Source organism: Corynebacterium doosanense CAU 212 = DSM 45436 (assembly GCF_000767055.1).
GTDB classification, from domain to species: Bacteria; Actinomycetota; Actinomycetes; order Mycobacteriales; family Mycobacteriaceae; genus Corynebacterium; species Corynebacterium doosanense.
In genome coordinates, this window is sequence record NZ_CP006764.1 from 1,577,096 (window position 1) to 1,600,582 (window position 23,487).

The following is a 23,487-nucleotide window of genomic DNA, read 5'->3' on the forward strand; positions in this document are numbered from 1 at the left end:
GATACTCCTGTGGCGGAAGAGAACTCCACTTCGGGCATTTCTTAACGCCAGGTAAGGGGCAGGTTAATAGTTGCTATTTGGTGTTGCGCCAGGTGAAACCGGCCGTTATAGTTCCGGTTCGTAGCGAGACATCTGCTCCCCCGTATTTTCCAAGATTGGAAGTTCCACAAATGAACAAGTTCCGCAACAGCCTCGTCGCAGTGGCCACCGCCTTCGCCGTCACCACCGCTGGCGTCTCCGTCGCTTCGGCTGCAGAGGCCGACTCCAGCTCCCTCGAGAGACTCGACCTCGGTTCCAGCAACACCGGTACCGAGACCGACACCCCGACCGAGCCCGGTCAAGAGACGGACAACGGCTCCAGCGACTACTTCTTCGATGACGAAGGCGAGTTCGAAATCAAGAAACTCACCGGCATCTTCACCGCCATCACCGGTGCCATCGGCGTGCTGACCGCCATTTACACCTTCGTCAACCGCTTCACCAAGTAAGCACCTGACGCTCCAACGCCGCCCGCACATGCGGGCGGCGTTTTTTGCACGCCCGGGCCGCGGTGAAACGCGAGGCGACCCGGCCATAAACCATATACCTCCCAGGGGTACACCAGTCGGTGTCAAGAGTTTTCGATCCGGCAATCGCCTAAAGATCCGCCAGAAAGGAAGAACAGTCGCCATGACACGCCGACTTATCCTCGCCACCGCGGCCACCCTGGGAGCGCTGACGCTTAGCGCCTGCTCCACCGCCGATGAACCGGAGCAGACCCCCGCGACCTCCGCCACGCATGACCACGAATCGATGCAGCACGATCACGCCCAGGACGGGGGCGCTCCCCCGGGCGGCATCGTCGAGGCCACCGATGCGACCTACCCGGTCGGCACCGACGTCACCGTGCTGGCCGATCACATGCCCGGCATGGAGGGCGAGAAAGGCACCATCACCGGCGCCTTTGACACCACGGCTTACGCGGTGAGCTACACGCCCACCGACGGTTCTGACCCGGTCGTGAACCACAAGTGGGTGGTTCACGAGGAGCTGGAGAACCCCGGTCCCGCCCCACTCGCGGACGGCACCGAGGTCGTGCTCACGGCCGAGCACATGGCGGGCATGTCGGGTGCCACCGCCACCATCGACTCCTCCACCCAGGAGACCGTCTACATGGTGGACATTGAGGCCGACGGCATGACGATGACCAACCACAAGTGGGCCGTGGAGAGCGAGCTCGAACCCGCGAAGTAGCTCCGACAACAACAAGACTCCCCCGCCGGCACGAGGCCGGCAAGGGAGTCTGCGTCTATCAGGGTGAGGCTAGCGGCGGAACGGGAAGAAGTTCTCGATCGCCTGACGCGTCTGCGCCGGGAAGAGGAAGTTCAGCACGGCAGCGACGATGCCGCCGACAACGCCGAGCCCGAGCAGGCCAGCGAGGATGCCACCCACGGAGGAACCGAGAGACGAACCGCTCGGGTCGGTGGGTTCAGTACCGCGAACGGTGATCTTTGTGCCCGCGTCGGTGGTGATCCAGATGCGCTCCTCGCCGGTATAGGTCTCCGGCAGTGCCACCTCGACGGTGGCGCGGCCGACCTCGCCGAGGCCGATATCGTCAGTGGTGACCTCGTTGTTCACCTGGGCCTCGAACTCTAGGTCACCGATGTGAACGGTCACGGTCTTGGCCTGCGGCTCGGTGGTGTTGGAGTAGCTTAGCGAGGTCAGCTCCAGCTCGGAGGTCTGACCAGCGGCCAGGGCGCTCAGCCCGGAGATTCCGATGTCCGACTGACCCGCCCGGTAGGTCGGCGCATCTTCCATTTTCAAGTAGTCGGTGAAGGCTGCGATGTCCGGGTAACCCACGTCGCGGTAATCGCGGACATCAGCCTTGTTGATGTATCCGTCGCCACCCTCGAGGAGGAAAGACGCGCCGGCGACCTTGTACTCAGCGCTCGGATCGATGGGCACACCGTCGATGCGGGCATCGATGACCCGGGAGCCCTGCGGAGCAGAGGGGTCGTAGCTGTAGGACGCGTTGTCGGAGAGGCCCAATGACAGACGCGGGCGGGACGCACCAGGCTGCCACTGGTTCTCGAGCGCCTGGAGGATCGTCGCGCCGGAGAGGGTGGCGTAGCCGAGGTTGTTGCCGAAGGGCTGCACGGTGAGAGCCTCGGCGTAGGTGACTTCTCCGGACTCGAGATCGGCGCGCACACCGCCGGCGTTCATGATGCCCAGGTCGATCTCCTCGCTCTTCAGGAACTGGTTCATGGCCCGGCGGTTGGACTCGGCGAGCATGTTGTTGAGGGTGGACTCGACACCACGGTTGGAACCGGTGGCCCCGCCCAGCTGGGTGCCGCGGTAGTAGGACTTGTCGATCGTGGCCACAACCTCCTCGCCCAGCACCTTGGCCTCAGCCTCGGCCGCGGCAACCGTTTCAGCGACCGCCGGGTCCACTGCCACGGTGCCAGAGGTGGTGTAGTCATGCTGCGCAATGCGGAAGTTGGTGGCCTTATCCCTGGCGGGGTCGTAATCGAACTCCAGCTCGGAGACGACCTTGCCGTACTCCTGGCTCTGCGCCAGCGTGCCGTTGAGGTGGCGTTGGTGGCTGTCGCCACCGAAGGCCGCGTCAACGTCCTCGCTGAAGCCATTGACGACTGCGATGTCCTCGTGCTGCAGCACGATGACCGCGTCGACACCCTGGGCTTTCAGCCGGGCGGCCTCGGCATTGGCTGCGGCAACGGGGTCCGTGAACTCCAGACCCGAGATCGCCGCCGGGGAGACCTTGTTCACCGTCTGCTGGGTGACGGTGCCGACGAAACCGATGCTCAGCCCGTCTTTCTCCACCACGTACGAGGGATCCAGCGCGGGCTCTCCGGTGTCGGTGTCGATGACGTTGGCGCCGAGAATCGGGTAGTCGGACGCCTCGTTGATGCGGCTGTACAGGTCATTCTGGCCCTTGTCGAACTCGTGGTTGCCCGCCGCGGAAACGTCGATACCCATCTCGTTGAGTGCCTCGAGCGTGTACTTGTCGTCGGAGATCGCAGACACGAATGCGGAGCCGCCGACGTTATCGCCCGAGGTGGTGCGGAATGCGAAGGTATCGTCCGAGCCCAGCTGGTTCATGATTCCCGCGATGCGCGCGGCGCCCATTTCGGTGTTCACCGGCTTCTTTGTATCCACAACCTCGGAGAGGTGCCCGTGGAAGTCGGTGATGTTGGTGACGGACACGGTCTGCATCTCCTGGGCCTCGGCGACTGCCGTGCCCGAGATGACGAGGGTGGAGGCGGTGACGGCGGCGATGATGTGGCCATACCGGCGGAAGTAGCTCACGGGTGGGTGCTCCTGGATAGCTGTGGTGTCGTGCGTACCCGGTCAGGAATATCACAGCTACGCCGAAACTTCTCGACGGTTTCCCAGCCCTCCTGCAGGTTCACCCAGCCGCGGGCAAGAGTTCACCCGACGGCCACCACCCCGCCACGTCTAGGCAGTGACGCGGTAGACGTCGAACACACCCTCGGTGTTGCGCAGCAGGGTGATCAGCGAGCCGAGCTGCTTCGTGTCGGAGACAGCGATGGTGAACCGGATCGTCGCCACGCGATCATCAGCGATGTGGGAGTTCATCGCCGTGACCGACAGCTTCTGCTCACTGAGAACCTTGGTTAGCGAGTAGAGCAGGCGGGAGTGATCCAGGGCCTCCACCTGGAGCGTGGCCGCGAAGGCCCCGCCCGTGGTGGGGTCGGTGTCCCAGGAGACGCTCATGAGGCGCTCCGGCTCGTCGCGAAGTTTCTCCGCGTTCGTGCAGTCCGCGCGGTGCACCGAAACTCCCCCGCCGCGGGTGACAAACCCGAAGATCTCATCGCCGGGCACGGGCTGGCAGCACTTGGCCAGCTTGGCCAGCACGTCCGGGCTGCCCTCGACGAGAATGCCCGTGCCGCCCTCGGAGACGCGGGCGCGTTTGTCCACCAGCTGCGAGAGCGGCGCGCGATCCGTGAGGGCGTCGACCGCGTCGTCCTCGTCGCCGAAGGTGGCCATGAGCCGCTGCGCCACGTGCTGCGCCGAGACGTGGCCGGCGCCGATGGCGGTGTAGAGCGCGTCGATGTCCGGGTAGTGCAGCTGGGCCGCCACCTGGCGCATGGACTCGGCCGTGAACAGGCGGTGCAGGGGCAGGCCGCCGCGCTGGACCTCCTGGGCGAGGGCGTCGCGGCCGCTGTCCAGATGCTCCTCGCGGCGCTCCTTGGCGAACCACTGGCGGATCTTCGCCTTCGCGCGTGGGGAGACGACAAAGTCCTGCCAGTCGCGCGAGGGCCCGGCCTCCGGGTCCTTGGAGGTGAAGATCTCCACCCGGTCACCCGACTTCAGCGTCGACTCCAGGGCCACGAGCTTGCCGTTGACCTTGGCGCCGATGCAGCGGTGGCCCACCTCCGTGTGTACCGCATAGGCGAAGTCCACCGTGGTGGACCCGGCCACGAGGTTGACCACGTCGCCCTTCGGGGTGAAGGCGAAGATCTGGTTGCTGGTGAGGTCGTAGCGCAGGGAGTCGAGGAACTCGTTGGGGTCCGCGGCCTCCTTCTGCCAGCTGAGCAACTGGCGCATCCACGCCATCTGCTCCACCTCGGCCACGTCGCCCTTGTGTGAACCCTTGGTCTCCTTGTACCGCCAGTGCGCGGCCACGCCGAACTCGGCGTTGTAGTGCATCTCATGGGTGCGCACCTGCACCTCCAGCGGGCGGCCGCTGTCGGACATCACCGTGGTGTGCAGGGACTGGTACACCCCGAAACGCGGGTTGGAGATGTAGTCCTTGAACCTGCCCGGAAGCGCGGCGTAGAGGGAGTGCACCACGCCGATGGCGGCGTAGCAGTCGTTGACGTTGTCCACGAGGATGCGCAGGCCCACGAGGTCGAAGATCTCGTCGAACTCGCGGCCACCCACGATCATCTTCTGGTAGATCGACCAGTAGTGCTTCGGCCTGCCCTGGACCTCGGCCTCGATGCCGTTGGTGCGCAGCGCGGCGCCGAGCTCGGAGGTGATCTCCTTGAGCGCGCGGTCGCGGGACGGCGCGCGGTCGGCGACCAGTCGCACGACCTCGTCGTACTTCTTCGGGTGCAGGATGGCGAAGGACAGGTCCTCCAGCTCCCACTTCACACTCGCCATGCCCAGGCGGTGCGCGAGCGGGGCGATGACCTCCAGGGTCTGGCTGGCCTTCTTCGCCTGCTTCTCCGGCGGCAGGAAACGCATGGTGCGCATGTTGTGCAGCCGGTCGGCCACCTTGATCACCAGCACGCGGGGGTCGCTGGCCATGGCGACGATCATCTTGCGGATCGTCTCCGCCTCCGCGGCCGCGCCGAGGGCGACCTTGTCCAGCTTGGTCACGCCGTCGACCAGGCGTGCCACCTCGGCGCCGAACTCCTCTGTGAGGTCCTCCAGCGAGTAGTCGGTGTCCTCCACCGTGTCGTGCAGCAGCGCGGCCACCAGCGTGGTGGTGTCCATGCCGATCTCCGCGCACACCGTGGCCACGGCCAGCGGGTGGGTGATGTAGGGGTCGCCGGACTTGCGGATCACGCCCTGGTGCAGCAGTTCCGCGCGGTCATAGGCGCGGTTGAGCAGCTCGGCGTCGGCCTTGGGGTGGAACTCGCGGTGGATGGACAGCAGCGGGTCCAGGACCGGGTTGATGCGCAAGCGGCTGCCGCCGGTCAGCGACCTGGCCAACCGCGCGGACATGCTGCGCATTCCCGAGGACGTACGTCGGGAGTTCCTGTCGTTGCTGGTGGCCATCGCTCGCTCCTCTACTCAGGCGTCCGACTCGTTGATGACTACCAGGGAGCCGTCGCGAAGCTTCTCGCGTCCTCCCAGGCCGGGCACCTCCAGGACCACGACGTAGCCGCTGACCTCGGCGCCGCAGGATTCCAGGAGTTTGGTGGCCGCGAGCAGGGTCCCGCCGGTGGCGAGGACGTCGTCGACCAGAACGACCCGCTTGCCCTGCAGGTCCGTCTGGCCCGCCGGGATCTCCAGCGCCGCGGTGCCGTACTCCAGGGAGTACTCCTCGGTGATCACCGGCGGCGGGAGTTTGCCCTGCTTGCGGATCGCCAGGATGCCCAGGCCCATGTCGAAGGCGACGGCCGAGCCGAGCAGGAACCCGCGGGCATCGAGGCCGCCGATGAGGTCCGCACCGAGGTCGCGGCACGCCTGCGAGAGCGAGCTCACGACGGTGGCGAAGGCCTCCGCGTCCGCGAGCACCGGGGTGAGGTCCTCGAAGAGCACACCCGGCTCCGGAAAGTCCGGGACCAGGCGGATCTTGTCGCCGATGGCCTCGGCGGCGTTAGCGTACTTCTGTGCTGTCACTGGAACTGTCTTCCTCACTGGGCTCACTGGACCCACTCGCCGTCTCACCGGTGCTCAACTGCCACCGGTCCTTGTTCCAGCCGATGCCGGTCAGGCCCGAATAGACCACCACGTTACTGACGTTCTTGTCCCGGACGAAGATCCGAGGCTCCGCGGCCAGCGGGATCGACGGCAGCTGCTGCCACATCGCCTCCTCCGCCTTGCGCAGCGCGTCCACCTGGGTCAGCCCCGCCGACACGGAGCCGTACTCGGTGCGCGGGTCGATAGCACCCAGGAAGGCGTCGATGGTGCCCTGCTCGGTGGCGCTGCCCAGGTCGGTGAGGCTGGAGCCCTCGGCCGAGGCGTCCACGACGGTGATCCCCGCCTGCTCACACGAGGTGGCCAGGGCCTCGACCATCGCGGCCTTACGCGCGTCCGGGCCCTGGTAGCCGACGTTGACCGTCATGCCCCACAGGCCGCTGGCGCTGGCGTAGTTCGGCTCTAGGTGCGACTGCCCGATGTCGTCGAGCTGGTGGTGGATGGGGTCATCGTGCGGCACGGTGTGCAGCACCACGGGCGACACCTCGACGCCAGCGATCCGCGAGGAAGCCTCGGCCACGGCGCGACGGTCCACGCAGGCGGCGAAGAGCTGGCGGTACTCCGGGGAGGCGATCACGCCGCCGTCGGAAAGCTTGAGGGAGTCGGTGAGCAGCCCCACCACCGGCTCGACGATGAAGGGGTTCATCGTGTCGTCGCGGTTGACCCAGGCGGGATCCGAGGTGGGCACGTCGGCGATGCGCAGCGCGCCCTCGGCGACCAACTCGGTGGTGTCCGCCTCCCGCGGCCACACCACCAGCGGGTTCGTCGCGGCGGCGTCGCCCGGGTACTGGCCGTTGGGCACGAGCACGACCTCGCCGGCCTCCCCGACGTGGTCGATGACGTAGGGGCCGGACGCGACCTGCAGCGCGCTGTCGAAGGCGTCCAGGGAGAACCCGGTGTTCCACACCTCGGCCACCCCGGCGAGCACGGAGTAGTCGCGGTCCACGAGCGCGGTGTGCAGGGTCGGTTCGTCGATACCCGCCTTCGCCGCGATGGCGTGGGACGGCAGCACGGTGCCGGGGCCGAAGAGCTGGCGCCAGCGCCCGCCCTGGCCGTCGGCGAAGACCACGGTGAACTGCTTGGCGTCGGGCGCGCAGTGCAGGTCGGTGACCTGGCCCATCATCGGCTCGTGCGAGTCGAAGAGGTCGGTCATGGTGCCAGTGACGAAGGCGAGCTGGAAGTCGAGGCAGGTCACCGGGTTGCCGTCGCTGAACGTCGCGCCCTCGGTGATGGTGTACTGCACCTGCGGCGTCGTGCCAGGCAAGGTCTGCGCGGAGACGAGGTCGGTGTTGGGGATCATCTGCCCCGACGGGCCCTCGACGAAGGCACCGGGGTACACCCGCGCGGAGACGAGCTGCGCGTTGGTGCTCGCACCCGCGGAGCTGGCGGCGTTGGTGGTCACCAGCGACTCGTTGACCTGGTAGCCGAAGTGGTCGGCGGTGCTCTCCTGGTCCTCGGCGCCTAGCGGAGCGCCGTCACCCGAGCATGCGGTGGTGAGCAGGGCGGTGGCGGCGAGCATGGCGCCCACGCCGCGGGCCCGGCGGTGTGCGCGGATCATTCTCGGCCCGGCCGCCAGGTTGCGCCGGTTCCACCCGGGGAGGTGGGCGTGACGACGGTGCGCCTGCCCCCCGCCGCCGGGGCGGGATCGCTCTCGTGGGCGATCTCGTTGTCCTCGTCGGCGGCGGGGTCGCGGACGTCGGCCTGTCCACCGTGGGCGCGGTAGTTCTCCACGGCCTTCTTGTGCTCGCGCACCCGCTTGGTGCGGTTCATCAGGCTCACCAGGATCGGGGTGGCCAGGAAGAGCGAGGAGAACATGCCCTCGACCACGCCGATGAGCTGGATGACGGCGAGGTCACGCAGGGTGCCGATACCCATGAGCCAGATGGCCACCACAAAGAGCGCGATGATGGGCAGCGCGGAGATCACCGAGGTGGAGATCGACCGCATGATGGTCTGGTTGACCGCCAGGTTCGCCTGTTCGGCGTAGGTGGCGCGCCGCGTCTCCAGCACGCCTTCGGTGTTCTCCTTGACCTTGTCGAACACGATGACCGTGTCGTAGATGGAGAACGTCAGCACGGTAAGCAGGCCGATGACCACGGCCGGGGAGACCTCGAGGCCGAACAGTGCGTAGGTGCCGGCGATGAGGATGCCGTCGACCACCAGCGCCGCGAGCGCCGCGACGGCCATCTCACGCTGGAGGCGGATGGCCACGTAGATGCCCGCCAGGACGAGGAAGGCGCCCATGGCCAGGAGCATGCGCTGGGTGATGGTGGAACCCCAGGACTCCGAGACGGTGGACACGCCAATGTCGTCGACGCTGGAGGGGCCGTCGCCGTGCTCGTTGGCAATGGCCAGCTGCACGTCCTGCGCCTGCTCGTTGCTCAGGTGCACGGAGTTGATCTCCAGCGTGCGCGATTCGCCGGAGCCGACGATCTGCGCGACCTCGGGCTCGATGCCCGTGGTTTCGATGAACGTCTGCTCTACCTCCTCGGCGACGAGATCGCCGGCGGGCATGGAGACCCTGGTGCCGCCCTCGAAATCGATGTTGAGGTCGAATCCGCGTAGCAGCATGGCCGCAAACGACAGCACGATGAGCGCGAGGGTGATGAGGTACCACGTCTTGGAGCGGCGGATGAAGTCGAACCCGCCCTCGCCGGTGTAGAGGCGGTCGAAGAAGTTGCCGCGGGGGGCCTGCACGGGTTCAGTGACGGAGCTCGACATTGCTATTTCTCCTCATTCGCGGTGGTCGCTGCGGAAGCGGCGGTGGATCCCGCGCCGCTCAGGGCAGGTTCCGGGTGTGCGTCGCGTGCTTCTCGACGTTTCGTGTCGGCCAGTTCGAACATCTTGGTCAGGCCGTTGACACTGCCCTTCGACCAGAACGGGTTGCGGGCGGCCAGCTGCGCCAGCGGGGCGGTGACCAGGAACGTGACGATGAGGTCGAGCACCGTCATCAGACCCAGCGTGAAGGCGAAGCCCTTGACCTCGCCGACGGCCAGGAAGTACACCACGACGGCGCCGATGAGCGTGACGGCGTTACCGGTGACGATGGTCTGCTTGGCCCGGTCCCAGCCGCGGTGGGTGGCCGAGCGGAAGGTGCGGCCCTCCCGGATCTCGTCCTTGATGCGTTCGTAGTAGACCACGAAGGAGTCCGCGGTCTGGCCCACGCCGATGACGATGCCGGCGACGCCGGCCAGGTCGAGGGAGTAGCCGATCCAGCGGCCCAGCAGCACGATGAGCAGGTAGGTGACCAGGGTGGACACCACGAGGGTGAACAGGGAGATCAGGCCGAAGAGGCGGTAGTAGAAGAAGACGTAGACGGCGATGAGCGCAAAACCCGCGATGAGCGAGATGACGCCGACCTTGAGTGCCGCGGTGCCCAGCTGCGCCGGGATGGTCTCGGTGGTGCCGCCCTGCTCGCCGTTCTCGCCGGCGAAAGACAGCGGCAGCGCGCCGTACTTGAGGTTGTTGGCCAGCGCGGTGGCCTCCTCCTGGGTGAAGTCGCCGGTGATCGAGGTCGCCGAGCCGAAGGGCGTGGCGCCCTGGATGGTGGGCGCGGAGATGACCGCCGAGTCCAGGGTGATGGCGATGTTCTGCCCGAGGTACTGGGTGGTCAGGTCCGCCCAGGTGGCGGAGCCGTTGGGCTCGCCCTCGGTCTTGAAGGCGAAGTTGATCTCCATCTGCCCGGTCTCCGGGTTGATGCCGCCGGAGATGGGGCGCCCGGTGTCGATCTCCTCGCCGGTCAGGCGCGGGCCCGCGGGGTCCTCGACACCCTTGAGCAGCGGGGCGGGTTCGAGCATGACCGCCTGTCCGCTGGTGGCGTCGCAGGCCACCAGGGGGCGGGCCGGGTCGTCGGTGCCCGCGAGCGGGTCGACGTAGTCCGGGCCGCACTGCATGAGCGCGCTGGCCGCGGCCATGGTGGTGGGGTCATCCGACTGCCGGTCCTCGCGCAGCATGGCGGTGACCTCCTCGCGTCGGTCCCCCGCCTCGATGGCGTTCTCCGGCTCCGGAAGGGGCTCGGCCTCGATGGTGGGGACCTCGACCTTCTCGGCGTCCGGGGTCTGCTGGGCGATGGCGGCGTTGACGCCGTCCACGACCGTCTGCACGGCGGTCTGCGCCTGCTCCGGGGAGACGACGCCCTGCTCGACCCAGCGCTCCGCCATCTCCGGCAGGGTGACGGTGAGCATCGCGGGATCCGGCATGGCCGGCTGCGAGACGGGGCGGAACAGCAGCTGCGAGGTCTGGCCGACCGCCTGTGCCTGGCTGGCGTCCTCACCCGGCACGGTGATGACCAGGGTGTTGCCGTCGGCGACGACCTCGGCGCCGGAGACGCCCATGCCGTTGACACGGCCCTCGAGGATCGTGCGGGCCTGCTCCATCTGGTCCTGCGTGGGCTGCTCGCCCTGCGGAACCAGGGTGATGCGGGTGCCTCCCTGCAGGTCGATGCCCAGCTTCGGGGCCATCGACCGGTCGCCGGTGAGGAACACCAGGCCGATCACCACGAGGAAGATCACGCCGAAAATGGCCAGGGCTCGCTTGGGCCACGCTCTTTTGGCGTTGCCCGCGCCCGCGGTACGTCGAGTGTCAGCAGACAAAGTTTTAAGGTCTTTCCTCATAGAAAGCGACCTCGGGGCAGGCGCCCCTCGGTCGCAGTAGGTGGGGTCCCTGTGCAAGCACAACGTGGATCATCGTAGAACAGTGGTTCATCGTAGAACACGGACGTCCGAATGGCGGCAACGCAAGGCGCCGCAGGTACCCACCTTCGGATACTTCTCTAACGCAGGTTCTCCGGGTGGTCGTCGCCGCGGGTGCGCTGCGGGTCGTCGATACGCATCTCTTCCTCCTGCACGCCCTCGCCGAGCACGGGCTCCGGGCGGGTGGCGGCGTCGGGGACGCTGCGCAGGATGGCGATGCGCTCGAGGGTCATCTCCACTCCGGGGGCGACCTCGAGCAGAACGGTGGTGTCCGTCAGCGCGGAGATCCGGCCGTGGATGCCGGCGCTGGTGACGACGTTGTCGCCGGGGGTGAGCGACGCCTGCATGGCCTGGAGCTCCCCCTGCTGCTTGCGCTGGCGGCGCATCATGAGGAAGGAGGGAATGAAAAGGAGGGCAAGGAGAATGAGGAGAAACGGGAATTCCATGCCCGCCAGTGTGCCAGACGTGCGGTTTCGGCCTTAGTGCAACCCCGCCGCGGTCTCCGGGGGTTCGAGTCCGAGGTGCCTCCAGGCGGCTGCGGTGGCCACGCGTCCGCGGGCGCTGCGGGAGACCAGGCCGGCGCGCACGAGGTAGGGCTCGCAGACCTCCTCGACCGTGCCGGGTTCCTCCCCCACAGCGATGGCCAGCGTGCTCACACCGACGGGTCCGCCGCCGTGGCCCTTGACCAAGGCGCTGAGCACCGCTCGGTCGAGGCGGTCCAGGCCCAGCTCATCCACGTCGAAGACCTCGAGCGCGCCCTGGGCCTCCTCCAGGGAGACCCGGCCCTCGGCGTGCACGTCGGCGTAGTCGCGCACGCGCCGCAGCAGGCGGTTGGCGATGCGCGGCGTGCCGCGCGAGCGGGAGGCGATCTCCACGGCGGCGTCCTGGCGGATCTCCACCCCGAGGATGCTGGCGGTGCGGTTGACCACCCGGGTGAGATCGTCGGTGTCGTAGAACTCCATCTGCGCGGTGAAGCCGAAGCGGTCGCGCAGCGGGCCGGTGAGCATGCCCGCGCGGGTGGTGGCTCCGACCAGGGTGAACGGGGGGATCTCCAGCGGGATCGACGTGGCGCCGGGGCCCTTGCCCACGATGACGTCGATGCGGAAGTCCTCCATGGCCATGTAGAGCATCTCCTCGGCGGGGCGGGCGATGCGGTGGATCTCGTCGATGAAGAGCACGTCGCCCTCCATGAGGTTGGACAGCATCGCGGCGAGGTCGCCGGCGCGCTCCAACGCGGGGCCCGAGGTCATGCGCAGGCTGCTGCCCAATTCCTGGGCGATGATCATGGCCATGGTGGTCTTGCCCAGACCGGGCGGCCCGGAGAGCAAGATGTGGTCGGGGGTGACGCTGCGCCGCCGGGCGCCGGCGAGCACGAGGTCGAGCTGCTGGCGCACCTTGGGCTGGCCGATGAAGTCATCCAGCGACTTCGGGCGCAGGGTCTGGTCGATGTCCGTCTCGTCCGGCTGCACGCCGGGGTCGACGGCGGAATCGGGGGCCCGGCCGCCGGCGAGGAGTTCGGACGGGAGCTGGAATTCGGTGCGTTCGATGTCTGACACGGGTTACTCCTATCCGCGGCCGAGCTCGGAGAGCGCGGCCTTGAGCGCCGCGGCGACGCTGAGGTCGGGATTGTCCACGAGGACCTCGTCGACCACCGGGCCGGCCACGCGCTCGGTGAAGCCCAGTCCGATGAGGGCCTCGGTGACCTGCTCGGCGGTGGCAGTGGCGGCCAGGGGCAGCGGGGTGGCGTCCGGGACCGCCTGCGGCAGGTAGGGGGTGACCTTGTCCTTGAGGTCGAGGATCATCCGGTCCGCCATGCGCTTGCCCACGCCGGGGACGGTCTGCAGCTTCTTCGCGTCCGACCCGGCGATGGCTGCGGAGATCTCTCCGGTGCCCAGCGTGCCGATGGTCGCCAGCGCCAGCTTCGGGCCGAGGCCGGTGACGGTCTGCAGCAGGAGGAACAGGCGGCGTTCGTCGTCGGAGATGAAGCCGTAGAGGGTCATGGAGTCCTCCTTGACCGCCAGGTGGGTGAGCACGGTGTGCTCGTCGCCGCGGCGCAGCCGGGAGAGTGTGCCCGGGGTGGCCAGGAAGAGATAACCCACCCCGGAACAGTCGATGACGGCGTGGTCCAGCGCGATGCTGAGCACCTGTCCGCGCAGTGATGCGATCACGAGTTACTCCTCTGATGTTGTTTGGCGATCTCCGCCAGTTCCCTGAGTTTGGCTGCGCCCTGCTCGGTGGCCGCCTTCTCCCTGGCCAGCGCCGGGGCGCGCCAGCAGTGGCAGATGGCCAGGGCCAGGGCGTCGGCGGCGTCGGCGGGTTTGGGTGCCTCCGACAGACCAAGGATGCGGGTGACCATGATGGTCATCTGCTTCTTGTCCGCCCGGCCGTTGCCGGAGATGGCCTTCTTCACCTCGGAGGGTGTGTAGTGGTGCACGGGGATGCCCCGCTTGGCCGCGGCGAGGATGAGCACCCCCACGGCATGGGCGGTGAAGATGACGGTGGAGACGTTGCCGCGCTCGAATACGCGCTCGATAGCCACGACGTCCGGCCTGTAGTCCTCGATCCACTCCTCCACGGCCGCGGAGATGCGCACCAGGCGCTCCCCCAGCTCCATGTCACTGGGGGTCCGGATCACTCCGACGGCGACGGGCGCAATGGCCCGGCCACCACCGGACTGGACCACGGAGAGACCGCACCGGGTCAGACCCGGGTCGATACCCATGACACGCATGCCCTGCAGGTTCACCCACGCCTCCCACGGTGCATCCGGAACTGCCCTCTGCTGACGCTGGGCAGTCTAGCGCAAAAGCGCACATATATTCGGATCGACCCACAGGCAAAAACCCGGGCCGCGCCGCGAGTGGCGGGGCCCGGGTCGTCGAGAAGCACGAAACTTAGGCGTCGAGCGCCGCGATGACCTCTTCGGAGAGTTCCATGTTGGTGTAGACGTCCTGGACATCGTCGAGGTCCTCGAGTGCGTCGACCAGGTTCATCACCTTGCGGGCACCCTCGACGTCGAGGGGGACGTTGACGGAGGCGCGGAAGTCGCGGCCGGAATCCTCGACCTCGATGCCCGCCTCCTCCAGCGCGGCGACGACGGCGCGGATGTCCGTGGGCTCGCAGATGACCTCGAACTGCTCGCCGAGATCGTTAACCTCCTCGGCGCCGGCCTCGAGCACGGCCATGAGCACGTCGTCCTCGGTGAGATCCTTCTTCACCACGATGACGTAGCCGATGCGGGTGAACAGGTAGGACACGGAGCCGGCGTCGCCCTGGTTGCCGCCGTTCTTGTTGAACCCGGTGCGCACCTCGGAGGCCGCGCGGTTGCGGTTGTCCGTGAGGCACTCGACGAGCACGGCCACGCCATTGGGGCCGTAACCCTCGTAGGTGATGGGCTCCCAGTTGGAGCCGCCCGCCTCTTCACCGGCGCCGCGCTTGCGGGCGCGCTCGATGTTGTCGTTGGGGACGGAGGCCTTCTTGGCCTTCTTGATCATGTCGTCCAGCGTCGGGTTACCGGCCGGGTCACCGCCGCCGATACGCGCCGCGACCTCGATGTTCTTGATCGCCTTGGCCCAGTCCTTGCTGCGACGGGCGTCGTTGGCGGCCTTCTTGTGTTTGGTGGTCGCCCATTTTGAGTGGCCTGACATACGGTGACTTCCCTTCGTCGAAACGCGTCCCGATCTCCGGTTGCGCTCCACCGCGGGTGATGCGGGAGCAACGAGGGACGCTGGTGCGTGTGGTTAACCGGGCCAAGTATACGCAGGCCGCCCGGGGCGGTTTAGGTACGGTCCTCGTCGAACGTGCGTGTCAGACCCTCCTGGGTGACCATGGCCACGAGGTTTCCCTGCGCGTCGAAGATCCGGCCGTGGGTCAGCGCGCGCGCCGACGACGCCGACGGGGACACCTGGTCGTAGAGCAGCCACTCGTCCACCCGGAACGGCCGGAGGAACCACATGGCGTGATCCAGCGACGCCATCTGCACCTTGTGCCCCGGGTGCGGGACCATGGAGGACTGCAGCAGCGTCATGTCGGACATGTAGGCGAGCGCGCAGATGTGGAACGTGTCCTCGTCGGGCAGGGGTCGCTTCGACTTGAACCACACCACCTGCTGGCTCGCGGAGAACGGGTTGTGCGCGTAGTCCTCCGGCGGAACGACCCGCACGTCCCAGTCGATCCACTCGTCGAGCAGCGCGCGGGAGCTCGCCGGGAAACTCGCGGCGGTGTCACCGATCTCATCCGGGGCGGGCACTTCACGCATCCGGTCGGCGTGCTCCGGGCCCACGTCGCCCTCGCGGTGGAAGCTGGCCTGCATGGAGAAGATCGTCTCCCCGTTCTGCACGGCGGAGACCTGCCGGGTGGAGAAACTGCGCCCGCTGCGCAGCCGGTCCACCAGGAACACGGTCGGCTCCGACGACACCCCGGCCTTGAGGAAGTACCCGTGCAGCGAATGCACCTTCTTGCTGTCCTCGTCCTCGGCGACCGTGCGCACGGCGGCGACCAGCGCCTGCGCCGCGACCTGGCCGCCGAAGGTCCGTGGGAGCTGCGAATTGACCGGGGCACCCCGGAAGATGTCGCGGTCGATCCGCTCCAGATCAAGAATGTCTCGGATATCAGTCATGTCTCGCTCGCTTTTCGACGTCGTTGTCCACCAGTTTCCCCGTCCTGCCAGTGATCCACTGTACGGCCCACCGTCGGCCGACCGTTACGATGGCACCAATGACTCCTCAGAATCTGCACCGCGGCGCGGCCGCCCTGGAAATGCTCACCTGGACCCTGCTCATCGGCGCGATGATCCTGCGCGGCGTCGGCGGGGCCGACCTCGTCTCCGCCGCCGGCCCGATCCACGGGTTCGGCTTCCTGTGTTTCGTCGCGCTGACGATCATCCTGTGGACCAACAACCGCTGGCCCGCCGGCGTGGGCATCGCGGGTCTCGCGGTCTCGCTCATCCCCTTCGCCGCGCTGCCCTTCAGCATCTGGGCCGACCGCCGCGGCCACCTCGACGGCGACTGGCGCTTCCGCGACCGCGCGGAGGAGCCCCGGTCCCTGCCGGACAAGGTGCTCGCCCAGCTGGTGCGCCACCCGGTGCGTACCGTGCTGATCATTCTCGTGCTCATCGCCGTGGTGTTCACGGCCTTGCTGCTCATCGGCCAGCCCTACGACCCCGAGGCGATCCCGGGCAACTAGCGCCGCCTCAGAGCTCGAAGAACTCCGGCAGCGCCGCCGTGCCGCGCAGCCGGGTGTACTTCACCGCCAGGCGCAGGCGCAGCGCGCGGGTGTCGGCCACGGCCTCGTTGTAGAACCGCAGGGCCAGCTCGACCCGCACGTTGGCGTCGACGATCCTGCTCGGGGGTTCGGCCCCCAGGGCTGCGACGGCCTGGGTGACCTCCCTTTCCGCGGCCGCCCGTTCGCGGAAGTTTCCGTACGTCAGGTCGATGGCCTCGGCGCGGTCGGCCACCTTTCCCGCCCCGGGTTCGAGGGCTGACAGCACCGCAGCGCGCCGGTTGAGCGCCGCCTCCAGCGACCTGCGGGCCGCGTCCGTGCGGATGTGCAGGCGGTTGAGCCGCTGCGCGGTGAAGTACGCCCAGAGCAGCGCTGCCACCGCCAGGATGACCAGCACGATCAGCCACGTGTTCACGCTCTCACCCCGCTGCCGTCCGCGACCGTCTCGTAGACCGCGAGCACCTCGAGCGCCACCGACGACCAGTCGTACCGCTGCGCCCGACTCTCCCCCGCCTCGACCAGGCGACGCCGGGCGGCGGGGTCATCGATGAGCTCGCCCAGCACACGCGCGAGGTCCGCGTCGGATCCGGTGCGAAACAGCTGTCCCGCGGGGTTGTCACCGTGGGCGTCGACCACCGCGGCAAACGCCTCCAGGTCGCTGGCCACCACGGCGCAGCCCGCCGCCATCGCCTCCACCAGCACGATGCCGAAGGACTCTCCCCCGGTGTTCGGCGCGACATAGATGTCCGACTCGCCGAGGATGCGGGCCTTCTCCTCTTCGCTCACTCTTCCGGCAAAACGCACGCCGTTGATGTCGCGCTGCCGCCCGCCGCCGATCACCGTCACCTCGACGTCCTCCGGGGAACGACCGAGCAGGACCAACGCACGCAGGAGGATGTCGAGCCCCTTGCGGGGTTCGTCGATACGCCCGAGGAACACCACCTTCACCGGTCCCGGGGACGCGCTGCGGGCGCGCCGGTACTTCGCGGTGTCGACCCCGTTGGGGATGAGCACCGGGTCGCCGCCGAGCTGCTCCACCTGCCAGCGCCGGGCCATCTCCGAGACGGCGATGCCCCCGCGCACCTTCTCCAGCTGCGGCTGCAGAATCCCCCGCATGACACGCAGCAGCCACGAGCGGTCGCTGGACGCGTGATAGGTGGCCACGATCGGGCCGCGCGCCGCGACGAGCGCGTGCATGGAGTAGCTCGGTGAGTTGGGCTCGTGGATGTGCAGCACGTCGAACCGGCCCTGGCGGATGAACTTTTTCACCCGACGGTGCACCACCGGGCCGAAGGAGAGGCGGGCGACGGAGCCGTTGTAGCGCACCGGGGTGGACCTGCCGCCGCGGGTGACCATGTCCGGCACCTCGGTGCCCGGGGAGGCCGGGCCGATGACCTCGACGTGGTGGCCGAGGTCGATGAGATGGGCGGCCAGCTCGAGAATGTGGGCCTGGACCCCGCCCGGCTCGTCGAAGGAGTACGGGCAGACGACGCCGATGCGCACGGCGGCTACGTCGCTTCTCGACGCGCCGCCCGACGCGCCTTGGCTTCGTTGATGTCGCTGGTCCACTGCGGCTGCAGCATGTGCCAGTCCACCGGGTGGGCCGCGATGTTGGCGGCGAAGAGGTCGGCCATGCGCTGGGTCGTCGACTCCAGGTCGGTGACCTCTAGCTCGTCGGAGACGGAGAAACCCCAGCCGTCCTCGGAGGGGAACCAGCCGTGGACGACGTGCAGCCCCGCGCCGGTTTCCTGGGCGAGCTTCACCGGCCCGGCGGGCATGGTGGTGTGCTCGCCGAAGAACTCGACCTCGACGCCGGTCTGGCGCAGGTCACGCTCGCCGAGTAGGCAGACCACGCCGCCGTCGTAAAGCACCTCCCGCAACCGGGCGAAGGGCGGTTCGCTGTGCCCGGTGAGCGCAAGCACCTCGAAACCCAGGGACTCGCGGTAGTCCACGAAGGCGTTGAACAAGGCCTCCGGCTTGACCCGCTCGGCGACGGTGGCGAACTGGCCGTAGTTCGAGCTCAGCCACATGCCCGCCATGTCCCAGTTGCCCGTGTGCGGAAGCACGAGGATGACGCCCTTGCCGCGCGCCAGCGAGGCCTCGAAGATGTCCCGACCGACGACGCCGTCGGTGATCCGGCGCAGCAGGTCGGGGTCCGCGACCAGGGAGGGAAGGCGGAAGGCCTCCATCCAGTAGCGGGCATAGGAACGCACCGAGTCGCGCACGAGCTCGGAGGTGACGTTCTCCGCCCCCACCACGCGGGTGAGGTTGCGGCGCAGCTGGTCCATCCCCCGGCCGTGGTCGCTGGCCAGGTCCGCACCGAAGGTGAATAGAGTCTGGGCCACAGGGCGGGGCAGCGCAGAGACCACCTTCCACCCGGTGAGGTAACCCGCGGCGGCCCACTCGCGCTGGCGGATCAGACCCCAGATCCCGGTCACTTCTTCTCCCCCGCCTCTTTGCTGCCTGTGGGCGGCGCGATGAAGTCGTTGGCGTGGGGCGAGTTGTAGGCCATGCGGAAGCGCTCGAACACGGTGAACACGGATCCCGCGAGCAGCAGCCAGATGGCCGCGTCGAGCGCGTAGGGCACGCCGAACCCCTCCAGGCCCAGGCCCACCAGCGCGATGATGAGCCGCTCCGGGCGTTCGATGAGCCCGCCCACGACCTGGAAGCCCGAGGCCTCGCCGCGCGCCTTGATGTAGCTGATCACTTGCGATGAGATGAGCACGCCGAGGGTGGCCGCCACGAGCGACGGATGCGCGTCGTGGGTGTAGACGAGCCACCAGGTGATGGCCGCGAAGAGCGCGCCGTCGGTGATGCGGTCGCAGGTGGCATCGAGGGTGGCGCCGAACTTGGTTCCGCCGCCGCGCAGCCTGGCCATGGTGCCGTCGACCATGTCCACCGCGGTGAACAGGCCGATGAGGATGGCCGCCCACACCAGGTGTCCGGCCGGGATGAGGATGACCACCAGCGCCACGGAGATGGCGGAGCTGAGCACCGTGATGGCGTTCGGGGTGAGGCCGATCTTCAGCAGGCCCCTGGCCACCGGTTCGACGACCACGGCCGCGGGCCTGCGCCCGTGAACGCTAAGCACGGCTGTCCTCCGCGGTGATGTCCGCCCACGCCTGCGCGAGCAGCGCCCGGGTGTCGCCCAGCACCGTGGACAGCACCTTGGTGTCGCCCAGGACGGTCATGAAACTGGCGTCGCCCGGCCAGCGCGGAACCACGTGCATGTGCAGGTGATCCCCCACCGAACCCCCGGACGCCCGCCCGAGGTTGAAGCCGACGTTGATGCCTTCGGGGCGGGAGACCCGCTTGAGCACCCGGACGGCCTTCTGCGCGAAAGCCATGAGTTCCGCCGACTCCTCCTCCGTGAGGTCCTCGAGGTCCGCGGTCTTGCGGTAGGGCACGACCATGAGGTGACCCGCGTTGTACGGGAACAGGTTGAGCAGCGCGTACACATGGGTGCCCCGCGCGACGATCAGCCCGTCCTCGTCCGACTGCTTCGGCGCCTCCACGAACGGGTCCTGCTTCTCGCCACCGACCCGCTTGGCGATGTACGCCGAGCGGTACGGCGCCCACAGGCGCTGCAACTGATCGTCCGTGCCGACACCGGAGTCGATGTAGGTGTTTTGGGCGTCAGCTTCGTCGTGCTGCAATGGCTTCCTCGCTGGGCTGGTCGTTGATGCGCTCGGAGATCCAGGCCTCGATGAGGTCGGCCGCCTCGTCGACAGGCACGCCGTTGACCTGGCTACCGTCGAGGAAGCGGAAGCTCACCGCGCCAGCCTCGACGTCGCGGGCGCCGGCCAGCAGCATGAAGGGCACTTTGGACGTTGTGTGGTTGCGGATCTTCTTCTGCATGCGGTCGTCCGAGGTGTCCACCTCGGCGCGGATGCCGCGCTTGCGCAGCGTGTCGGTGAGCTCGATGAGGTGCGGGGCGAACTCGTCGGCCACGGGGATGCCCACGACCTGGTGCGGGGCCAGCCAGGCCGGGAACGCGCCGGCGTAGTGCTCGACGAGCACGCCGAAGAAACGCTCGATGGAGCCGAAGAGCGCGCGGTGGATCATGATCGGCTGCTTCTTCGTGCCGTCGGACGCGGTGTACTCCAGGTCGAAGCGGTCCGGCATGTTGAAGTCGAGCTGCACGGTGGACATCTGCCAGGTGCGGCCGATGGCGTCACGCGCCTGCACCGAGATCTTCGGGCCGTAGAACGCCGCGCCCTCCGGGTCGGGGACGAGCTCGAGGCCGGAGTTGGTGGCCACGCGCTCGAGGATCGCGGTGGACTCCTCCCAGATCTCGTCCGAGCCGACGGACTTCTCCGGGTCGCGGGTGGACAGCTCCAGGTAGAAGTCATTGAGCCCGTAGTCCTTGAGCAGGGAGAGGACGAACTCCAGCACGCTGGTGAGTTCGGCTTCGAGCTGCTCCTCGGTGCAGTAGATGTGGGCGTCGTCCTGCGTGAAGCCGCGGGCGCGGGTCAGGCCGTGGATGACGCCGGACTTCTCGTAGCGGTAGACGGTGCCGAACTCGAACAGGCGCAGCGGCAGCTCGCGGTAGGAACGACCGCGGGAGTCGAAGACGAGGTTGTGCATGGGGCAGTTCATCGGCTTCAGGTAGTAGTCCTGCGCCTGCTTGGTCACGTTGCCTTCAGCGTCAAACTCCGCGTCGACCTGCATCGGCGGGAACATCGCGTCCTTGTAGAACCCGAGGTGGCCGGAGCGCTCGTAGAGATTCTGCTTGGTGATGTGCGGGGTGTTGACGAACGAGTACCCGGCCTCGATGTGCCGGCGGCGGGAGTGCTCCTCCATCTCCAGGCGGATGATGCCGCCGTTGGGGTGGAACACGGGCAGGCCGGAGCCGAGGTCGTCCGGGAAGGAGAACAGGTCCAGCTCGGTGCCCAGGCGGCGGTGGTCACGCTTCTCCGCCTCGGCCTGCATGAGCTGGTAGTCGTCGAGCTTCTCCTTGGACTCCCACGCGGTGCCGTACACCCGCTGCAGGCCGGCCTTGGACTGGTCGCCACGCCAGTAGGCGGCGGAGGACTTGGTCAGGGCGAAGGCCGGAATGTAGCGGGTGGTGGGCACGTGCGGGCCACGGCACAGGTCGTGCCACTCGGATTCGTCGGTGCGCGGGTTGACGTTGGCGTAGTAGGTGAGCTCACCCTCGCCGACCTCGGTGGCCTCATCTGACGACGGATCGATCTTGCTCTTGTCCTGGATGAGCTCGAGCTTGAACGGCTCGTCCTTGAGATCTTCCGCCGCCTCCGTGGTGTCGGCATAAACGCCGCGCACGAACTTCTGTCCGGACTTGATGATCTTCTTCATCGACTTTTCCAGCGTCTTCAGATCCTCCGGCGTGAAGGGCTCACCGACCTGGAAGTCGTAGTAGAAACCGTTCTCGATGGCCGGGCCGATGCCCAGCTTCGTGCCCGGGAACTCCTTCTGCACGGCCTGCGCCAGCACGTGGGCGGCCGAGTGGCGGATCACGGAGCGGCCCTCCTCGGTCGATGCTGCGACCGGGGTGAACTCGGCCTCGGAGTCCGGGACGTGGGACAGGTCCTTCAGCTGGCCCTCCGAGTCCTTGACGCAGACGATGGCGTCCGGACCCTTGTTCGGCAGCTCCAGCTCACGCATCGCGGCACCGACGGCGGTGCCGGCGGGAACGGTGAACGGTTCGGGGAGGAAGATCTCGTGCTCGGCGTCGCTGAGTTCAATAGTGGCCATCGTGTGGTGCGCTCCTTGATGCGCTCACGCGGGGAACGCGGCATACCTGGCCGCGCCCCGCTGGTAAAAGGTGTTTTCGCTTATCGACGCCCCGTGGGCACCGTATCGCTTCATCGGACAGCTTAGCGCGCGGGGCGGGCGGCGCTTGCGGCGGACGTGATCCCCTCGCGAAAGATCGGCGCCCGGCCTCGGTCCTAGGGTCTCGACGCTGGACGCCCGACGCCTCGCTGCGTGCGTTACTAACTCCACCCAAACGCCGCGAATTCGATCAATCTCTCGAGGTTTGGGTGGAGTTAGATACCTATCGTTTGACAGTCCACACGTGTGGACTCGACGGCGCTCCCACCACTCACAGACTGTGCCGGTTCGCCTCAAAAGCCACGGGTTTGTGAGTACGTAGAACGAAGCTCGTCAGTACACACGTGTGGACTAGATTGAATGTTCAACTGTTCAGACGTCTGGACGATTTGGGCCAAGGCCGGCCAAACCCCCGGATACCTGTCCGCCAACAGTCCACACGTGTGGACTCCACGACGCTCCAACCACTCACAAACCGCGCCGATTCGCCTCAGAATCCTCTTGTTTGTGAGTGCGTAGAACGAAGCTCGTCAGTACACACGTGTGGACTAGATTGAATATTCAACCGTCCAGGCGTCTGGACGATTTGGGCCTAGGCCGACTGAACCACCGGTTATCTGTCGCCCGACAGTCCACACGTGTGGACTCCACGACGCTCCAACCACTCACAAACCTTGCCGGTTCGCCTCAAAATCCACGGGATTGTAAGTACGTAGAACGCGCGGTGAGCTGCTAGACCTGCTCTCCTGCCACGAACGTCCGCCAGGTCATGGGCATGCCCGGTCGGTAGGCCAGATCGATCGCATTCGCAGTGTCCAGTACATGCAGATCAGCCGGCGCGCCAACGACCAGGGAGCCCTTTGCAGGGCGGCCCCCCGCGTCCAGCCCTGAGCCGACGTCATGGCGTCGCAAAGCACGAGCTCCGCCGACGGTAGCCGCGGCAATCGCCTCGTCGAGGGCGAGATGCTGCTGGAGGACGTTCCCGGGTTGAGGTCGGAGGCGTATCACAGTCTTCTGCCGAGTAATAATTGACGATGGAGGGCCTGGGACGTAGAAGTACTCGGGCTACTGACGGCTCCCTTCGAAACGCTGACCGCCTTGTGGATCGGACCTCGGCCAAACCGGGGCCGGCGCTTCTTCTTTGGCACCCCCCACGCGCAACAACTTTGATGAAAGCTGCAAGGGTGGCACGGACCCGACCCACCCCCAAATGGGTAAGTACTAAGGTTCCGTCAATCCATGTATTCCGAAAATGACGTTTCTTGGAAAGTAACGTCGGTCGTGGCCAAAAACTGGTCCGATTCGTTTGAAGAAAAGTCTTCATTTTAAAAACTCGATGTTTTCTGGGCGGGGCGTGCCGAGCCTCGATTTTGGCCCTCGGCTCTGAGAT

21 protein-coding genes and 1 pseudogene are annotated in these 23,487 nt (G+C 67.3%); 3 read left to right on the forward strand and 19 right to left on the reverse strand.

Features of this window, described 5'->3' with window-relative positions; genetic code table 11:
• The first annotated feature begins 170 nt into the window (after positions 1-170).
• The gene (locus tag CDOO_RS07740) at positions 171-488 is read left to right on the forward strand and encodes a hypothetical protein (protein WP_018021770.1); all 318 of its coding nucleotides are present in this window, start codon (positions 171-173) and stop codon (positions 486-488) included.
• A 181-nt stretch (positions 489-669) separates the two neighbouring features.
• Positions 670-1,233, forward strand: coding sequence for a YdhK family protein (locus tag CDOO_RS07745; RefSeq protein WP_018021771.1), 564 nt, complete (start codon positions 670-672; stop codon positions 1,231-1,233).
• 69 nt (positions 1,234-1,302) lie between these two features.
• Here the strand turns inward: CDOO_RS07745 and CDOO_RS07750 are convergent, their stop codons facing one another.
• The 12 genes from CDOO_RS07750 to CDOO_RS07805 all read right to left on the reverse strand — a co-directional run bounded on the left by CDOO_RS07750 (position 1,303) and on the right by CDOO_RS07805 (position 15,702).
• The gene (locus CDOO_RS07750) at positions 1,303-3,306 is read right to left on the reverse strand and encodes a bifunctional metallophosphatase/5'-nucleotidase (protein WP_018021772.1); all 2,004 of its coding nucleotides are present in this window, start codon (positions 3,304-3,306) and stop codon (positions 1,303-1,305) included.
• A gap of 150 nt (positions 3,307-3,456) precedes the next feature.
• A complete protein-coding gene (locus tag CDOO_RS07755; RefSeq protein ID WP_026159328.1) occupies positions 3,457-5,748 on the reverse strand; it encodes a RelA/SpoT family protein in 2,292 nt (763 codons plus the stop codon).
• Positions 5,749-5,763: 15 nt separating this feature from the next.
• On the reverse strand, positions 5,764-6,315 hold the full coding sequence (locus CDOO_RS07760; protein WP_018021774.1) for an adenine phosphoribosyltransferase: 552 nt from the start codon (positions 6,313-6,315) through the stop codon (positions 5,764-5,766).
• Positions 6,293-7,951 (reverse strand): ABC transporter substrate-binding protein, encoded by a 1,659-nt coding sequence (locus CDOO_RS07765; protein ID WP_018021775.1) that lies wholly within the window; start codon positions 7,949-7,951, stop codon positions 6,293-6,295. The genes CDOO_RS07760 and CDOO_RS07765 overlap by 23 nt, the downstream gene beginning before the upstream one ends.
• Positions 7,948-9,114: a protein translocase subunit SecF gene (gene secF / locus CDOO_RS07770; protein WP_018021776.1), complete on the reverse strand. Its 1,167-nt coding sequence runs from the start codon at positions 9,112-9,114 to the stop codon at positions 7,948-7,950. Before secF ends, CDOO_RS07765 begins: the two co-directional genes overlap by 4 nt.
• A 2-nt stretch (positions 9,115-9,116) precedes the next feature.
• The gene (secD, locus tag CDOO_RS07775; protein WP_245616207.1) at positions 9,117-10,985 is read right to left on the reverse strand and encodes a protein translocase subunit SecD; all 1,869 of its coding nucleotides are present in this window, start codon (positions 10,983-10,985) and stop codon (positions 9,117-9,119) included.
• A gap of 179 nt (positions 10,986-11,164) precedes the next feature.
• Positions 11,165-11,530: a preprotein translocase subunit YajC gene (gene yajC / locus CDOO_RS07780; RefSeq protein ID WP_018021778.1), complete on the reverse strand. Its 366-nt coding sequence runs from the start codon at positions 11,528-11,530 to the stop codon at positions 11,165-11,167.
• A 33-nt stretch (positions 11,531-11,563) separates the two neighbouring features.
• Positions 11,564-12,640 carry a Holliday junction branch migration DNA helicase RuvB gene (gene ruvB, locus CDOO_RS07785; RefSeq protein WP_018021779.1) on the reverse strand — a complete coding sequence of 359 codons (1,077 nt, stop codon included), beginning with the start codon at positions 12,638-12,640 and terminating at the stop codon, positions 11,564-11,566.
• Positions 12,641-12,649: 9 nt separating this feature from the next.
• A complete protein-coding gene (gene ruvA / locus CDOO_RS07790; protein ID WP_018021780.1) occupies positions 12,650-13,252 on the reverse strand; it encodes a Holliday junction branch migration protein RuvA in 603 nt (200 codons plus the stop codon).
• A complete protein-coding gene (gene ruvC / locus CDOO_RS07795; RefSeq protein WP_018021781.1) occupies positions 13,249-13,830 on the reverse strand; it encodes a crossover junction endodeoxyribonuclease RuvC in 582 nt (193 codons plus the stop codon). Before ruvC ends, ruvA begins: the two co-directional genes overlap by 4 nt.
• A gap of 148 nt (positions 13,831-13,978) precedes the next feature.
• Positions 13,979-14,731 carry a YebC/PmpR family DNA-binding transcriptional regulator gene (locus CDOO_RS07800; protein WP_018021782.1) on the reverse strand — a complete coding sequence of 251 codons (753 nt, stop codon included), beginning with the start codon at positions 14,729-14,731 and terminating at the stop codon, positions 13,979-13,981.
• Positions 14,732-14,862: 131 nt separating this feature from the next.
• Positions 14,863-15,702 (reverse strand): acyl-CoA thioesterase, encoded by an 840-nt coding sequence (locus CDOO_RS07805; protein WP_018021783.1) that lies wholly within the window; start codon positions 15,700-15,702, stop codon positions 14,863-14,865.
• Positions 15,703-15,800: 98 nt separating this feature from the next.
• On the opposite strand from CDOO_RS07805, the gene CDOO_RS07810 reads away from it, so the two are divergent.
• Positions 15,801-16,268 (forward strand): DUF3817 domain-containing protein, encoded by a 468-nt coding sequence (locus CDOO_RS07810; RefSeq protein ID WP_018021784.1) that lies wholly within the window; start codon positions 15,801-15,803, stop codon positions 16,266-16,268.
• 7 nt (positions 16,269-16,275) lie between these two features.
• Here the strand turns inward: CDOO_RS07810 and CDOO_RS07815 are convergent, their stop codons facing one another.
• From CDOO_RS07815 to CDOO_RS14330, 7 genes and pseudogenes are all read right to left on the reverse strand, one after another.
• The gene (locus CDOO_RS07815) at positions 16,276-16,719 is read right to left on the reverse strand and encodes a hypothetical protein (RefSeq protein ID WP_018021785.1); all 444 of its coding nucleotides are present in this window, start codon (positions 16,717-16,719) and stop codon (positions 16,276-16,278) included.
• Entirely contained in the window at positions 16,716-17,807 is a 1,092-nt protein-coding gene (locus tag CDOO_RS07820) for a glycosyltransferase family 4 protein (RefSeq protein WP_018021786.1), read from the reverse strand. Before CDOO_RS07820 ends, CDOO_RS07815 begins: the two co-directional genes overlap by 4 nt.
• 5 nt (positions 17,808-17,812) lie before the next feature.
• Complete coding sequence (locus CDOO_RS07825) at positions 17,813-18,742, reverse strand: phosphatidylinositol mannoside acyltransferase (RefSeq protein WP_018021787.1); 930 nt, start codon at positions 18,740-18,742, stop codon at positions 17,813-17,815.
• Entirely contained in the window at positions 18,739-19,395 is a 657-nt protein-coding gene (pgsA, locus tag CDOO_RS07830; protein WP_020384594.1) for a phosphatidylinositol phosphate synthase, read from the reverse strand. Before pgsA ends, CDOO_RS07825 begins: the two co-directional genes overlap by 4 nt.
• Positions 19,388-19,960, reverse strand: coding sequence for an HIT family protein (locus CDOO_RS07835; RefSeq protein ID WP_018021789.1), 573 nt, complete (start codon positions 19,958-19,960; stop codon positions 19,388-19,390). The genes pgsA and CDOO_RS07835 overlap by 8 nt, the downstream gene beginning before the upstream one ends.
• On the reverse strand, positions 19,941-22,019 hold the full coding sequence (thrS, locus tag CDOO_RS07840) for a threonine--tRNA ligase (protein ID WP_018021790.1): 2,079 nt from the start codon (positions 22,017-22,019) through the stop codon (positions 19,941-19,943). The genes CDOO_RS07835 and thrS overlap by 20 nt, the downstream gene beginning before the upstream one ends.
• 810 nt (positions 22,020-22,829) lie before the next feature.
• Positions 22,830-23,075, reverse strand: a pseudogene (locus CDOO_RS14330) (imidazolonepropionase); the annotation flags it as partial.
• Positions 23,076-23,487: the final 412 nt, after the last annotated feature.

Coding starts and splice junctions, on each gene's coding strand:
- CDOO_RS07755 (WP_026159328.1), bottom strand. CDS start 5,748: ATGGCCACCAGCAACGACAGGAACTCCCGACGTACGTCCTCGGGAATG.
- CDOO_RS07805 (WP_018021783.1), bottom strand. CDS start 15,702: ATGACTGATATCCGAGACATTCTTGATCTGGAGCGGATCGACCGCGAC.
- CDOO_RS07800 (WP_018021782.1), bottom strand. CDS start 14,731: ATGTCAGGCCACTCAAAATGGGCGACCACCAAACACAAGAAGGCCGCC.
- CDOO_RS07740 (WP_018021770.1), top strand. CDS start 171: ATGAACAAGTTCCGCAACAGCCTCGTCGCAGTGGCCACCGCCTTCGCC.
- CDOO_RS07765 (WP_018021775.1), bottom strand. CDS start 7,951: ATGATCCGCGCACACCGCCGGGCCCGCGGCGTGGGCGCCATGCTCGCC.
- CDOO_RS07810 (WP_018021784.1), top strand. CDS start 15,801: ATGACTCCTCAGAATCTGCACCGCGGCGCGGCCGCCCTGGAAATGCTC.
- secF (WP_018021776.1), bottom strand. CDS start 9,114: ATGTCGAGCTCCGTCACTGAACCCGTGCAGGCCCCCCGCGGCAACTTC.
- yajC (WP_018021778.1), bottom strand. CDS start 11,530: ATGGAATTCCCGTTTCTCCTCATTCTCCTTGCCCTCCTTTTCATTCCC.
- thrS (WP_018021790.1), bottom strand. CDS start 22,019: ATGGCCACTATTGAACTCAGCGACGCCGAGCACGAGATCTTCCTCCCC.
- CDOO_RS07745 (WP_018021771.1), top strand. CDS start 670: ATGACACGCCGACTTATCCTCGCCACCGCGGCCACCCTGGGAGCGCTG.